The organism is Methylocystis parvus OBBP, from assembly GCF_027571405.1.
GTDB classification, from domain to species: domain Bacteria; phylum Pseudomonadota; class Alphaproteobacteria; order Rhizobiales; family Beijerinckiaceae; genus Methylocystis; species Methylocystis parva.
Genome location: NZ_CP092968.1, coordinates 715,761 through 729,541, shown reverse-complemented (window position 1 = coordinate 729,541; position 13,781 = coordinate 715,761). Strand labels below are relative to the sequence as shown.

The 13,781-nt window shown below is 60.5% G+C and carries 15 protein-coding genes, 1 tRNA gene and 2 pseudogenes; 7 read left to right on the top strand and 11 right to left on the bottom strand.

Translation table 11 applies throughout. The features are described 5' to 3' along the window. Positions 1–40 precede the first annotated feature (40 nt). A complete protein-coding gene (locus MMG94_RS03620; protein ID WP_016918689.1) occupies positions 41–181 on the top strand; it encodes a hypothetical protein in 141 nt (46 codons plus the stop codon). A 386-nt stretch (positions 182–567) separates the two neighbouring features. Here the strand turns inward: MMG94_RS03620 and MMG94_RS03615 are convergent. Beyond that, positions 568–1,800: pseudogene (locus MMG94_RS03615) on the bottom strand (IS3 family transposase). A gap of 269 nt (positions 1,801–2,069) precedes the next feature. On the opposite strand from MMG94_RS03615, the gene MMG94_RS03610 reads away from it, so the two are divergent. Beyond that, positions 2,070–3,296 (top strand): sulfotransferase family protein, encoded by a 1,227-nt coding sequence (locus tag MMG94_RS03610; RefSeq protein WP_081495592.1) that lies wholly within the window; start codon positions 2,070–2,072, stop codon positions 3,294–3,296. Between the two features lie 255 nt (positions 3,297–3,551). On the opposite strand, the pseudogene MMG94_RS03605 reads toward MMG94_RS03610, so the two are convergent. Continuing rightward, positions 3,552–3,897: pseudogene (locus tag MMG94_RS03605) on the bottom strand (transposase); the annotation flags it as partial. Here MMG94_RS03605 and MMG94_RS03600 point away from each other — a divergent pair. Both MMG94_RS03600 and MMG94_RS03595 read left to right on the top strand, forming a co-directional pair. Continuing rightward, a complete protein-coding gene (locus tag MMG94_RS03600) occupies positions 3,836–4,147 on the top strand; it encodes a hypothetical protein (RefSeq protein WP_244415228.1) in 312 nt (103 codons plus the stop codon). The pseudogene MMG94_RS03605 and the gene MMG94_RS03600 sit on opposite strands and share 62 nt — an antisense overlap. After that, on the top strand, positions 4,144–4,596 hold the full coding sequence (locus MMG94_RS03595; protein ID WP_016918694.1) for an ISAs1 family transposase: 453 nt from the start codon (positions 4,144–4,146) through the stop codon (positions 4,594–4,596). Before MMG94_RS03600 ends, MMG94_RS03595 begins: the two co-directional genes overlap by 4 nt. Before the next feature lie 142 nt (positions 4,597–4,738). Here the strand turns inward: MMG94_RS03595 and MMG94_RS03590 are convergent, their stop codons facing one another. The 3 genes from MMG94_RS03590 to MMG94_RS03580 all read right to left on the bottom strand — a co-directional run bounded on the left by MMG94_RS03590 (position 4,739) and on the right by MMG94_RS03580 (position 6,910). Then, a complete protein-coding gene (locus MMG94_RS03590; protein ID WP_154420052.1) occupies positions 4,739–5,551 on the bottom strand; it encodes an ABC transporter permease in 813 nt (270 codons plus the stop codon). A 59-nt stretch (positions 5,552–5,610) separates the two neighbouring features. Beyond that, on the bottom strand, positions 5,611–6,138 hold the full coding sequence (locus MMG94_RS03585; protein ID WP_016918695.1) for a disulfide bond formation protein B: 528 nt from the start codon (positions 6,136–6,138) through the stop codon (positions 5,611–5,613). Positions 6,139–6,331: 193 nt separating this feature from the next. Further along, on the bottom strand, positions 6,332–6,910 hold the full coding sequence (locus tag MMG94_RS03580) for a YqaA family protein (RefSeq protein WP_016918696.1): 579 nt from the start codon (positions 6,908–6,910) through the stop codon (positions 6,332–6,334). Between the two features lie 151 nt (positions 6,911–7,061). Here MMG94_RS03580 and MMG94_RS03575 point away from each other — a divergent pair. Continuing rightward, positions 7,062–7,146 (top strand) — tRNA-Leu (locus tag MMG94_RS03575). A gap of 51 nt (positions 7,147–7,197) precedes the next feature. On the opposite strand, the gene MMG94_RS03570 is transcribed toward MMG94_RS03575, so the two are convergent. After that, positions 7,198–7,641, bottom strand: coding sequence for an adenylyl-sulfate kinase (locus MMG94_RS03570; RefSeq protein ID WP_040578938.1), 444 nt, complete (start codon positions 7,639–7,641; stop codon positions 7,198–7,200). 529 nt (positions 7,642–8,170) lie between these two features. Here MMG94_RS03570 and MMG94_RS03565 point away from each other — a divergent pair. Continuing rightward, positions 8,171–8,347: a hypothetical protein gene (locus MMG94_RS03565; protein ID WP_016918699.1), complete on the top strand. Its 177-nt coding sequence runs from the start codon at positions 8,171–8,173 to the stop codon at positions 8,345–8,347. A gap of 44 nt (positions 8,348–8,391) precedes the next feature. Here MMG94_RS03565 and MMG94_RS03560 read toward each other — a convergent pair whose 3' ends face one another. From MMG94_RS03560 to MMG94_RS03540, 5 genes are all read right to left on the bottom strand, one after another. Next, the gene (locus tag MMG94_RS03560) at positions 8,392–9,309 is read right to left on the bottom strand and encodes a pentapeptide repeat-containing protein (RefSeq protein WP_016918700.1); all 918 of its coding nucleotides are present in this window, start codon (positions 9,307–9,309) and stop codon (positions 8,392–8,394) included. 325 nt (positions 9,310–9,634) lie between these two features. Further along, positions 9,635–10,006, bottom strand: coding sequence for a hypothetical protein (locus tag MMG94_RS03555; RefSeq protein WP_154420053.1), 372 nt, complete (start codon positions 10,004–10,006; stop codon positions 9,635–9,637). A 262-nt stretch (positions 10,007–10,268) separates the two neighbouring features. Continuing rightward, the gene (locus tag MMG94_RS03550; protein ID WP_016918703.1) at positions 10,269–10,754 is read right to left on the bottom strand and encodes a DUF2165 family protein; all 486 of its coding nucleotides are present in this window, start codon (positions 10,752–10,754) and stop codon (positions 10,269–10,271) included. Then, on the bottom strand, positions 10,751–11,875 hold the full coding sequence (locus tag MMG94_RS03545) for a GNAT family N-acetyltransferase (protein WP_016918704.1): 1,125 nt from the start codon (positions 11,873–11,875) through the stop codon (positions 10,751–10,753). Before MMG94_RS03545 ends, MMG94_RS03550 begins: the two co-directional genes overlap by 4 nt. 1 nt (position 11,876) lies before the next feature. Then, on the bottom strand, positions 11,877–12,824 hold the full coding sequence (locus tag MMG94_RS03540) for a hypothetical protein (protein ID WP_016918705.1): 948 nt from the start codon (positions 12,822–12,824) through the stop codon (positions 11,877–11,879). Positions 12,825–12,910: 86 nt separating this feature from the next. On the opposite strand from MMG94_RS03540, the gene MMG94_RS03535 reads away from it, so the two are divergent. Continuing rightward, a complete protein-coding gene (locus tag MMG94_RS03535; RefSeq protein WP_016918706.1) occupies positions 12,911–13,615 on the top strand; it encodes a glutathione binding-like protein in 705 nt (234 codons plus the stop codon). Positions 13,616–13,781: the final 166 nt, after the last annotated feature.

Genomic DNA, 13,781 nt, shown 5'->3' with positions numbered 1-13,781 from the left:
GGGCGTAAAGTGATCGGCTCGACGGGCGCAGGCGCGCTTGATGATGGCGACGAAGTCAGTTCGCAAGGGTGCGGAGGGTCTGGCGGCGATGGTATGCGAGACGACGCGTTCCGATCACATCGACTGGGCGATTTACGCCTTCCGCATAAAAAAGGCGAACAGCATCAAGCCGGTCTTTTAGGACGGCACGGACGTGTGTCTGTTTTCGAAGCGGTTTGAAGACGGGGCCGTTCCGCCGAAGATCGAAGAGGCGTCATACATCTGTCGGTAGCGCAATTTCAGCGCTGCTCGAGGGGGCTCAACTGGCGGCGCGTCCAGTGCGCAAAGGAGACGCCGGAGTCGGCGTTGCCGGGATGAGAGCCGCGAAAAGAGCGCCCGCAACGCCCAGCGCAGTGTTTGCGCCGGCGCCACGCTGTTCGAAATGGGCAAAACACCAAAGCCAGTCGATCAGCGCCTTCCCGAACATGGAAGTCTCGTTGAAATCCTCCATCCGACATAAAAATCAGACGAGGATCGTCAACAGAACTGGAGTGCCCCCCCGTTTGACCGGACAGCGGGCGGGGCTGCTTAAGCACTGAGGCGGATGAACTCCCGAGGGGATCGGAACTTCAAGCCCGAGTGCGGGTGAACTTCGCAATAATCCTCGATCCAGCCGGGCAGCTTGGCAAGGATGTGGTTTCGGCGTCCGGCAAGACGGCGAGCCGGGCGTAGTCGCGCTTGAGCGTCTTCACGAAGCTCTCCGACATGCCATTGCTCTCCGGGCTGCGGACCGGCGTGAACAGTAGCGTCAGGCCGAGCGCACGCGCCGTATCAGCGGTGTCGGCGGCGATGTAGGCGCTGCCATTGTCGGACAGCCACTCGACCCGGTGCGGGACTTTCAAGGCGCCAAAGCGGCGTTCGACGGCGGCGACCATCAGATCGCGCACCATCTCGCCGGAGACGCCGCCATTGGCGATCGCCGACCAGGCGATGATTTCGCGGTCGCAGGCGTCGATGACGAAAAGGATGCGCACGACCTCGCCGTTGCGGGCGCGGATTTCGAGATGATCCGAACGCCGGCGGCAATTCGAGCGCAGCGCGATGACGACGCCGTCATGGGTGCGGCCCGGCCGGCGCGCGGTATGGCGTTCGAGCGTCAGGCCGTTGTTTTGCATGATCCGCAACACGCGCTTGGCGTTCACGGGCGGCTTGCCCTCGGCCCGCAGCTTTCGGTTCGCCAGCGCGCAGACGCGGCGATAGCCATAGGTCGGGCGTTCGTCGATGGCGCGGATAAGCGGCGTCAGCTCCGCGTCCTCCGCCTTGCGGTAGCGGCCGCGGGGCTTGGTCGCGCCTTTCTTGCGTTCGGCGAGATTGGAGCGGGCGACGCCCAGCGTTTCGGCGACGGCGCTCATCGGGAAGCGTCCTCCTTCCACAACACGAGCGGCAAGATCGGTTTTTTTGTGCGCGCCATGTCGAGCGCCTCCCGGAGGATTTCGGCCTCCATGGTCTTCTTGCCGAGCAGACGCTCCCGTTCGCGGACCTTTCTCTCGAGTTCGCAGACTTTCGAGGCGCCTACGACATCCTCGTCCGCCGCTACGGCGGCCTGACCGCCTTCGGCCATGCGGCGTTTCCAGGCGAAGAGCTGAGAGGGCGCGATCCCGCCCGGCGGGCGACGAAAGAGACGCTCATCCCGGGCTGGGAGGCCTCTTCGACGAGGCGGACCTTCTCGGCAGCGCTCCAACGCCGGCGGCGCTGAACCGTGGTGATGACTTCAACGCGCGAAACCGGCGTCTCCGGAGCTTTGGTCATAGTCGTATTCATAGGCTTACGCCTATGCCTTATCGGCTATGCCCGCTGTCCGGTCAAAACAGGGTGCACTCCAAGAACCTCGCGCGGTAAGTATCGTCGTCCCCACAATAGTGCCGTCCTCGACCGTCTTAGAATAAATTGTTCATAACATTGCGATTTTCTCAAATATCTGTCAGGATGCCCTTAGCTTTGCGTACCATGATCTGCATCTGGTCCGCGGCTCGCGAGTCCGCGCTCAGCCTCTATTTCGGCGGCAGCAACTTCAGGGAGTCCAAAAAATCATGGGAGATTCGTTGCCGGGTCCCGGTTTAAGCAGCTATCCGATTTTCATCTTTGGATCGCCACGGTCGGCAACGAGTCTGCTGTCGGAATGCGTTCGTCGTTTGGGATGGGGCGGGTTCGACGAGGGACATATGTTCGACCTGCTGGCGCTGCAGCGAAGCGTCATAGACCAGCACTATACAAGCTATCGCCACGACAGCGAAAGGTCTGCCTGGGCTCCTGAATCTTTCCCCTATGAGCCGCTAAAGGCAGGTCTCGTCGCCTTCTTCGAGCAGTTCATGGTAGGCCGATTTGGTCCGAATTGGCACGATAAGACACCCGGTGAGTCCACCCTTTGTCACGCGCGCGAGATCAAGAAACTCTTTCCCAATGCTCGCTTCATTTTTTGTAAAAGGCGCAGCGTGGACGTAATAGCTTCCGCTACTCGCCGTTTCGCAAATAACAGCGTTGCGATTCGTGAATCTTGCGATTTATGGGTAAGCGTGATGATGTACTGGGCTGAAATACGTTCAGACCTTGGAGTGTCAGGAATTGAGATCGACCAACATGATATTGTAGCTGACCCGCTCGCCACCGGGCGGAGATTGGCGGCGTTCCTCAGCCTTCCAGATGATCATGGCGAAAAACTTGCGGAAATGTTCCGAACGATCGCTCCAGAGCAAACGAAATCCGACCCGACGCCGATTCCCCTCTCTCAGACAGAATTTTCTGAGGAAGACAAAGCATATATAGTTGAACGGACTGCCCACTGCATGACCTTGTTCGGATATGGGTTCGAGACCCCGTTCGTCGAAGCGTCTTCGTTTCGTCCAGTGCCGTTCTCTATCGATCCTCGAGTCGTCGACCTATCTGGGCTTAAAGACCGGTCTTTATATATGCACACAGGGCCGCGCCGCTTTCTACTGCATCCGTCTAATCCCGGGGAGTTGGAGTCAACCGTTCGCTTTCTGTGTCGGCCGACGCATGGAGCAAAATTCGTGCGCACCGTGCTGACGGTCGAGAATGTCAAAAGCGGCGAAGTCGTCGGCAAGCTCGCCTTAAGATCTGGCGCAGAAACTGTGTCAGAGATTGAGGGGGTCTCAAGCTGGGGCGTTCCATGTGAACTGGTGGTAGCCATTCCAGAAGAGCTTAACATGATTGAGATCCTTCTCTCGACGAAAATGGCTTCTTCCGCCCCCAATAACGCCTACGCTTGGGCAAACTTCGTGGATTTGTCTTTCTTGTGAGACGTTGGCGGCTTTTGCTTTTTTCGCGGTCTATCGCTGCGTTTGCGCTTCGCAAGACTTTTCGTGAGCTGTCAGGCTTGAGGCGCCATCGAAATCTCGGATAGGCCGCCGCGCCCACCTCGCGCGTCTAAAGTGTAGCGGCAAGAGGAAACAATGCAGGGCGATCGGGTGACGAAGTAGGTGACAAGCGGCTGAAGTGCTGAAGCGGTGACGGCGCTCGTCGACAATGGCGCGGATGAGGGGCGCCAGTTCCGCGTCGAGAGCCTCCCAGAGGATTTCGGCCTCCATGGTCTTTTTGCCGAGCAGGCGCTCCAGTTTGCGGACCTTTCTCTCGAGGTCGCGAACCTTGGAGGCGCGGACGACGTCCTCGTCCGCCGCCACGGCGGCCTGACCGCGCTCGGCCATGCGGCGCTTCCAGGCGAAAAGTTGAGACGGCGCCGGCTCGGCGGGCGACAAAGGAGACGCTCATCCCTGGCTGAGAGGCCTCCTCGACAAGCCGCACTTTCTCGGCGGTCGTCCAACGGTGGCGGCGCTGAACCGTGGCGATGACTTCGACGCGCGAAACCGGCGTCTCCGCAGCATTGGTCATAGTCGTATTCATAGGCTTACGCCTATGCCTTATCGGCTATGCCCGCCGTCCGGTCAAAACAGGGTGCACTCCAGCCGCCCGCCAGCGGCTGGTCATGGGACAGGTCGCGGTGGCGGAAAAGTCGAACGAGATTGTCGCCATTCCAGCACTGTTCGACGACTACGTCCTCGCGCTCAAAGGCAATCAAGGAACGCTGCGCGCCGACGTCGAATTTTGTTCGTCGCCGAGCAGAAAGTCAATGGCTTCAAAGACGCGGTCGTGAGCCGGCACGAGACGCTCGACGGCGATCACGGCCGCATCAAGACGCGCAGATACGCGGCGATCCACGATGTCGGATGGCTGCAGGAGCGCCATGATTGGTCGGGCCTCGCAGGGGTCGTCGTGGTCGAAAGCGCCCGCGAGCTCGACGGTAAGAACGAGCGAGAAACGCGCTTCTACATAACCTCGCTGACGGCGCCCGCCGTGACGATCGGGGCGATGATCCGTGACCACTGGGTCATCGAGAACAGCCTGCACTGGGTCATGGACATGGTCTTTCGCGACGATGAATGCCGCGTCAGGACTGAAAACGCCCCTGCCAACTTCGTCACGCTGAAGCAGATGGCCAACAATCTGATCCGGAGAGCGCCCGGCGAGGATTCTCAGCGCCTCAAGCGCATGACCGCCGCATGGGACGACGACTTTCTCGCAAGCCTCGTCGTCGCCCCTTAATCCTTTACCCGATTCCCCTGGGAAACAATGGCTGCCTCTCCGCCCGTGTGCACAGTCGACCTTGGTTTTTCGCCCGCCGTGCACTCAACGCAAAACGCCATCCCCCTTTTTTCGCGAGCATTTATCTGACCTGCCTCAGACATCATGCCGTGAAAAACTTTCCCCGCAGATATCGCTCTCCAATGAGACCAAGGCAAAGAAAAGAGGTGCCAGCCCAAAATATGATGCCTTTGTTAATTGCAATGTCCTCAAATCCCACGTAATACGACGAACGCATCCAAACAGCGCAATTAAATAGGGGATTATAATACTCTAGTTCAAGAGCTCTTTCAGTCATTGTCCCCGGATGGATATAAATTCCAGACGCAAAGTATAGTATGATAACACTAAAAATAATCACAATATTTGCGAAATAGCCAAATATAGCAATTATAATAATACCAAACACCCCATACCCTATTCCAAAATACATTGTTGCAAATAAAGCTGAAATTGCATCAACGATATTTGAAGGAATAATTTCGTAGTCCAGCAGATAAAAAACAAAAAAAACCAAAAAACTGACTAATAATGCTGAAAGTATCTCGATTACAGCTCTTGCAGTTAAAAGATGTAATGGGCGCACGCATGGAATAGCTAACACCTGTCTATTCTGTAATATCGCAATAGACATTAACCTCGCTGGGTATAGGCATAACATGTACGGTAAAGCGCCCGTGGCAGCAAATATAATAGGATCATCTGCGACCGGCGCTACAAAATGTAACATTGCATACCCTAAAACAATTACGGCAAAGTGCGTCAGAGGCCACAGTATCGCTATGATATAGCTAAGATAAGAGCTGCCAAACCGAGTGCGCATATCTTGCAAAATCAGTGCGGCAATTATCCGCTGATTGGTTGCGATAACTTTGCTAAATGCGTCGAAACTATGGGAGAGACTGTGATCGGTCATGTTCGCGGATTCTAAGTTTCAGAGAACCTATTCTCCACGCCTGAAGCGGCCATATTATGTCACCCTCTTATGCGCGGACGACGAGAGAGCAATCCGGCTGATGATATCTGCCTCCCCGCCGCCCAAGCCAACCCCGCCGTAATCCCCACATTCCAATTCGCCAGCGTCAGGCCCAGCACCCAAAGCGTCGGCTCATCGCAGCGCACGACCTTCACGGTCTTGAGCTGCTTCATAAAATCGTCCATCGAGCCCGCCGTAGAGAGCGCGCCGGAGCAGTCGGAGGGGCCGGCGACGAGTTTCCGCTCCACCAGTGAGTGATAGACGGAGAGCGCGGCGTCGCCGGCGAAGAGCAGCGCCATGAGCGCGAAGGCGGCGCGGGCGAGGCCTGCCCTGCCCGTCTGCGCCCCGAAACCCGCGAGCGGCGCCAGGACGAAGGCCGCGTAATAGGGAATTCGCTCCTTGTAGCAGAGTTCGCAGGGCAAATAGCCGAGAGACTCGTAGATCCATGCGCCCCCGATCGCGGCGAGCGATACCGTGAAAATGAGAGTCGCGGTTGCGACTGGACTGATTTGGTCAAGTTTCGGCATTCGTGCTCATCCCCCGCACTCCCCCCTTTCACCCCGTAAGCGTGGCGATGAGCGATGTGGCGCGCGATCCGGTTCGTCTCTCATGCCTTGCCAAAGGTGAGGGCGTAGAAGCGCCGCGTCCGCAGATTCGCTTCTCTCCCCGCTTGCGGGGAAAACTCAGGCGAGAGGCGGGCGCGTTATCAACTGAGCTCCCTCAGAACATCTTCGCGGCGAGCGCGAAGCCGCCCACCACGATCAGCGCCATCGCGCCCATGAAAAGGCCGAAATGGCTCTCGAGCTTCTCGCGGATGTGGTCGCCGAAATGATTGATCGCCGCCGCCAGCACGAAGAAGCGCGCGCCGCGCGTGATGATCGAGAGAGCGATGAAAAGCGGGAAATTATAGGCGAGCAGCCCCGAGACGATCGTGACGAGCTTGTAGGGAATCGGCGTGAAGCCCTTCACCAGAATGAAGATCGCGCCCCACTGCGCATAGAAGGCGCGCAGCGCCTCCATCTTTTCAGCGTAGCCATAGAGATTGATGAGCCAGAGGCCGATCGTATCGTAGAACAGCGCGCCAAAGGCGTAGCCGAGCGCGCCGCCCGTGACGGAGGCGATGGTGCACAAGGCCGCGAAATACCATGCCTTTTTCGGCTCGGCGAGCGTCATCGGCACCAGAATGACGTCCGGCGGCACGGGGAAGAACGAGCTCTCGGCGAAGGCGATGGCCCCTAATGCGAAGGGCGCGTGCTTGCTCGAGGCAAGAGACATGGTCCAGTCGTAAAGCTTTTTCATTTCGCCTCGTCGAAGGTCGCGCAGCAGCGCAGGCCACAGCCGATAACACGAAAAGATTAGCGTAAAGAAGGCAAACACCGGGTTGACGGTGGGCCCTGCCCGGCTAATATCCGCGGCGCTCGCTGGCCGTTTCGCCGACTCGGCTGCGCTTGCCCCTGTGGCGGAATTGGTAGACGCGCTCGACTCAAAATCGAGTTCCGCAAGGAGTGCTGGTTCGACTCCGGCCAGGGGCACCATCTTTGATCGTGCGACAAATGTGACGCTGACGCCAGCGGCGTAGATTTGGCTCAGGGCTTCTTCGTTCCGTCCATTTGCTGAAGAGCTTCGCAAATCTTCTGCGCGGAACTGTCCGGCGTTTCTCCGTGGCGTATCCGGACATCGTAACTCTCGGGCGGAACGAAGAGACGGTTCGTGTCCTCGAAGCGGCCCTCCTCTATCCGATCGATCCAGACGATAAAGGCGTCGCCAAATGCGCGGCGCGCATCGGGAGTCGGACACACGAAATCGGCGACCGCGACAAATCCAGCCTCGACGACCCTATCGCAAAGCCAGCCCATGCGACGGGCGTGCTCGACCCGGTCGATCGGCGAAAAGCCCAGATCCTTGTTGATATGAAGTCGAACTTCGTCCGCGTTGAACCAGACAGCCGGGAGCTTCGCCGCTAGAATTCGGGCTGTGGTGGTTTTTCCAGCCCCGGGGAGACCCATTATGAGAATTTTTCTCGAAATCATCTCGTCTCCACGCTGAAGCTTATCCCAAGGTTATGAAACAGAATCTGGTAATAGGTCAATTCAGATATGAGAATGCGCTGATGTTACGACGAGCGGACCGAGGCGACGCCGTCGGATGCCCACGCACAGCTTTCGTCAAACGCGGGAGCGACAAATTCAGGAATTGGAGCAGAGCGAGAAAAATATGAACGTATTCAATCCTATTAATACGATGACGCATTGCTTGCGCTTGTTGGGCGCCGCCAAGTTGGACTCCGTCCAGGGCGCAAGATCCGCTCGTGAGCGCGAGTTTTTTCTTGCATTTATTTTTGCTTAGTGACAAATGTTTAGATAAAGGAAAATCATTTCAGGCAAAACTAGGCAGTTGGTTTGGAGTGGCGTCTTGACGAGGTACCGCAGAAAGCAGCCGGACATCCTAGCCTGGCCGTTCGGGGGCCATCTGAGCAACCTTCCATCTTGGATCGATTCGAGCCTCCTCCGCACGCCGGCCGGGTCGGAGACGGTTTTTGTATCGACGCCCGACGGAGAAATGAAGGCTAAACCGGGCGACTGGCTGGTTCACGACAATAATGCGCTTTTCGTGATGACGGGCGATTATTTCGTCTCGCATTATGAGAGAGCGGCCGACGAGGTCGGCGCGGTCGATCCTCTTGCGAGCCCGGCTGGCTACCGCGCGACGATCGCGGCGGCGGCGAAAGACCACTGACATCCGCGTGGCTTGACGCTCACCCAAGCTTCCCCCGAACCCGATCAGCGCGCGTCCCGCCATCTCCGCTCGATCGACGAGATCATCCGCGCAACGGGGGAAGGCTGCGGCTCCAGCGACTCGGCGCCGCCGAAATCCATGCCGGCGGCGAAGCGTGCGCGGTCGAAGCTTGTGGCGGGGTCCATTCTCGCCTCGTTGAACCAAGCGGCTCGGCCAAAATAAGCGTCGCAGAAGCGCGCGGGCCGATCGAATTTGGCTCTGTCGAAGCCGGCATTGTCCTTGAAGACGGCGCCCGAAAAGTCGACCGTATCGAGGAAGCGGCAATTGCCGAAGCCCGCCTCCCCCGCGAAGCTCGCGCCTGCGGCGTCGAAGGACGCTTCGAACAGCGCGCCGCGAAACCAGGCGTCGTCGAAGAATTCAGCCTTTCGGAAAGAGACTGCGCCGAGAAACATCGCCTCGCGAAATTGCGCGGCGCCATGAAAAATAGCGTTCCCGAAGGCGGCTTCCCGATGGAAGGTCGCGCATTCGAACGCCGCTTCCCTTGCGAACACCGCGTCGCGCGCGTCGAAGACGCCGTATATTTTCGCATGAGACGCAGAAAAATCGCGTGGCGCCGTCCTCCCGGCGATGCGCAGGGCGCCCGGGAAAATGAGGCCGGCGAGATCCACTTCGCCCTCGGGTTCGAACTCGACCGCGGCGACATAGTCCCAAAGGCGGGCGAGGCGCGCATCCTCCGGCAGCAGATCGAGGAGGTTCAACATCCCCGTCGCCCACGCGTTCCACGCGCTGCGCCCGCGGCGAAGCCGACGCCGCGCGGCCTCGGCCCGCGCCCTGGCGACCGTCCGCGTCCGCGCGGGCATATAGGAGGCGAATAGCGGCTCCAGCTCGCCGATATGGACGGCAAGCCATTGATTGACCGCCAGTAATTCTCTCTTCCAGCCTTGCTGGAACTGTGAAGACATGCCCCGCCCCTCGCGTTAATGGAACATTAACGCACCCCGCTGCTGGAAAAAAGCCGCCCTTTGGGATCGGCGCGCAGAACTTGCGGGATTATCCCGCTTTTTCACAGCGCGCCGGCGATCCGCCGCCTCGGTCGGAGGGTAAGCTGCGGCCTCCGTCGCGAGCCTGGCGCGGCGCGACGGAGGCCGCCCGTCCGCCGCCGCTTGGGGCTGGGGAATTTGGCGGGGACGCATGAGCTTTAACGTCGCGCCATGTCCCCCTTATGGCCGAGTCGTTGCTCCTCTGCGTTAGCGGGGCGCCCGGATCAAGGCGCGGCGCGCATCTGCGTCATCGGCAATAATGAGATGGCCGGACGCGTTGATAGCGGATCAATTGGCCGCCCGGACTCACGTTGATTTCGCTCGAAACGCACTGTCGTCCGACACTGACGAAGGGCGTCGTGTAACCCCAGGGATATTGTTCGGTCGTCGAGGGGTAACCGTAGACGGCGTCCCAAGGCGCCGAATATCCCCAGCCGCGTATGGGAGCGCGAGACCAGTCCTCCCATTCCCAGCCTTGCTGGAGCCACGGACCGTCTTCGGTCGGCCCGGAGGCGCGCGTTACATGCCTCCGGCTCTGCGCGTCGGCGGAGACAGCCGACAAGGCGGCGCCGGCGCCGACCATGACGATGAGCAAGCGGCGAAAGGTTGAGGTGCACATGAAAAACGCTCCGACTCGCCGCGCTATTGAAGCATTCCTTTTCCCGGCGGCCCAGCGGCTGAAAACGATTATCGAGAAAGATCGCTAATCCGCGGCTACTTCATTCTCCGACGAGGGGTTCCGTGAATCTGCGCAAGGCCTCCACCTTGTCCGACCGCGTCGTCAAAGCTTCAGCCGCTCAGCATAGCCGGCCCGGCGCCAGCACGCAGACGGTAAAGAGGCATATGATAGGAGTGAGCCGAAGCACACATTATTTCGGCGATCAAGCTCCATCCGCGAGCGTGATGAACAGCATCGCTATTCCCACGCTTCCGATGAAGCGGAAGGCCGGCTCCTGCATGTTATAGACGCCGGCGCGCCACATCTGAAACCATTCGCCGCCCACGGCCATGAAGCCGAGGAGGTAAAGCAGGAAGCCGACGGTCAGGCCCGCAATGGCCATGCTCTTTGCGGCGTTGAACGTCGAGGCGCTCGCCATCCGCGCCCGCCAGAGCAGCCAGGCCCCATAGAGCGTCAGCGCGGCCGAGACGAACTCCGTCGCGATGATGGAAAGGTAGCAGAGGCCATGCAGCGCCGGACTCGTGACCGCGCGCCATTTGAGCGGACTCTCGGGGATCATGTCCATCGAGAGAATATGCGTCACGACGTCCAGATTCGTTCCGTAATCGAAGACGTTGCCGAGCGCGACGAGCAGGATGAGAAGGCCGGTCGAAAAGGCGACGGCGATCTTGGCAAGCCTGACCGTCATGTCGCCCTTTCCTCCCGTCGCGTGGGGGAGAGGCTAGCCCGTTCGCGCGAGAAAGAAAACGCGCTCGTCAATCGCGTCCACGCCGGTCCCGCTGCGTGAACAGCGCGTTTGGCGAGCGGCCGCAGCCGCGCAATGGCGAAAGCGGCGGCGTGGCCCTTCGCGCTGGTGGCGATAAAGCGCGCCTCGATCGGCGTTTCGCCGGTCGCCCATGAGAGTTTGTAACTATCGGCCGGCAGCAGCATGTCGTACGACGACAGACCTTCCGCCGCGCAACGGGCGATGAGGCGGCCGGTCAGCGCCTGACCGGGCGAACCCTCGGCGAAACGCCCTTCATAGCAGCCGAGCAGCGAGCGATAGGCGCCGCCGCCGACGAAGCCTAGATCCATCGCCGCGATCTCGCCGCCAACCCGAAGCGCATGAACGCGCAGGAAGCCGTCGCGCGCCAGCGCGGCCAGAAAATCGTCGGAAACCGAATTGGAGAGTCCCGCGCTGTAGATCCCCTTGCCGCCCAGCCATGAGCGTTTCAGCTCGAGCGCATGGCGCGCGAGGCTTTCGCGTTTCGCCGGGGATTCCGCCTCGTCCAGCAGAATGGGGCCATAGGCTTCGAGCTTCCTGAGGCGGCGCTCCACGCTTTTTTGACGACGCGGCTTGAAGGCGGCGAGCGCGACATAGGGCGCCGAAAGCGGCTCGCCGGCGACGGTCCCGTCCGACATGACGCCGCCCGCCCGCAGCCGCGTGAGCGCGAAGAGATCGACGTCACGCCAGCGCGCCATTTCGGCCATAGCGGCTCCGCGCCAATGCGGGCGGCCGTCGCCGGGCAACGCGAGCGCGTCGCCATATTGCGTCATCGGCTCGCCGATCCAGCGCGCGATGGCGACTCCCAGGCGCTTCTCGATCTGGAACGGCAGCAACATGACGAGCCTGCCCTGCTCCCGCACGCACAGAATGCGCGGTCGCGCCCGGTCGCCCGCGACGGCGAGCCATGTGCGGCACCAGGGGAAGCTCTGGAAGCCGGTCGCCTCCGGCGTCGCGCTCTCCAGCGCGGCCCATTCCCCCGCGAGGGCGTCGACGCCCGCGAGCGTCTCGACGCTTTGGATCGTATATGGCGACGGTTTCGGCACGTTATTTCATGATCCGGTAGGGCGCGACGTCGCTGAAGCCCTGCGCGGACTGCGGGTCGACGCGGAAATCGATCGTCATGGGCGCGCGCGTCTTGCGCGCGAGCTTGCGCCAGCCCTTATGCGCGGCGGCGAGGGCGAACTTGCCCCAGAAGGCGGTTCCGCTGGTCTCCCGAGAAAGCGCGCGCGCGCCGACATAAGGCCGCAGCAGACCGTTTGCATAATTCGCGGCGTATTCGTTGCGGAGCGCATGCGTCCAGTGTTCCGTGGTGAAGGACACGTTCACGCAGTCGGCGTTGCGCACGCGATGCGGGGCGTTGAGCGGCCAGGTCGCCCAATCGCCCGCCTCCAGCTCGAAACTTTCCGCGCCCGCCTCAAATGAGGGATCGTAGGGAAGATCGGTGTCGGCGCCGCGCTGGAGCACGATATTCTCGATCTTCTCCTGCGGCAGATAGGGCGCTTTCGGCGGATAGACCCAGACGCGCTTTCGGCCCCTCACCTGCCAGAGGCTCTGGCCCGGAACGTCGGAATGAAGAGCGACATTCATATTGGGCGAGGAGATGAGCACGCTCATCGAGCGCCTGTAGCTGTGAAACCCCGGGACTCGGCGCTCGATGTCGGCGAACAGCCTGTCGAGAAATTCCCGATAGTCGTCGAAAGCCTCCTGCACGCGTTGCAGATGGACCCAGATATTGCCCTTGGCCACAGCCGCCATCACTTCTCGCCCCGAGAGGCCCGACATGTCGCCTTCGCGCCATTTGCGCGGATCGGTCTCGTCGCGGCCGATTGTGTTGACGTGAAAATGCTCGCGCGGCGTCGCCTCGATCAGCCGCTCCAAAGCGGCGTCGGAAAAAAGCGGACTGTCGGCGAGGCGGTGCGTGAGCAGCAGCGGCTCCCGCCCGAATTTTCGAATCTGATCGGGCCGCCATTCGGTAAGGGACGATTTCTTCATGGAAAAGACGCCAAACCTGTTTCGAGTTGTCGACAAGGTTAGGTTAGAATGGAAAAGAAAGAGTGGACGTCCGGCAGGAGTCTTGAATGATCGATCTCTACTACTGGCCCACTCCGAACGGCCATAAAATCACGATCTTCCTCGAGGAGACCGGACTGGCCTACCGCATCAAGCCGGTGGACATCGGCAAAGGGGATCAGTTCAAGCCGGAATTTCTGGCGATTTCTCCCAATAACCGCATGCCGGCGATCATCGATCGCGCGCCTTCGGACGGCGGGACCGAGGCGACGGTCTTCGAATCCGGCGCCATCCTGCTTTATCTCGCCGAAAAGACCGGCCGCCTGCTGCCCGGGGAGCTGCGCGCCCGCATGCGCGTGATGCAATGGCTCTTCTGGCAGGTCGGCGGACTCGGCCCGATGGCCGGGCAGAACCACCATTTCGCGAAATACGCCCCCGCCCGCATCCCTTACGCCATCGACCGCTACCGCAACGAGACCAACCGCCTCTACGGCGTGCTGGACCGCGAATTGGCGAAGTCGCCCTATGTCGCCGGCGATTACTCCATCGCCGACATCGCCTGCTATCCCTGGATCGTCCCGCATGAGGATCAGGGCCAGGACCTCGACGATTTCCCGCATCTCAAGCGCTGGTTCGAGGCGATCAAGGCCCGCCCCGCCGTGACCCGCGCCTACGCCGCCGGCGCGCCCTATGGGCGGCGGGGGCCGGACTTTAACGCGCTGGAGCGGGAGATCCTTTTCGGACAGACAGCCACGCGCCCTGAAGCGAAATAGGGTATAGGCGTACATCACAGCGCAGGATGGTCCAGGCATAGCCGGGCTCAATCCCTCCCCTTTACGGGGAGGGTGGCCCCGCGAAGCGGGGTCGGGTGGGGTCCATTCCACATGTCGCGCTGCATCGAGAGCCCCACCCGGTGGTCTTCGATCGCCGACTTCCCCG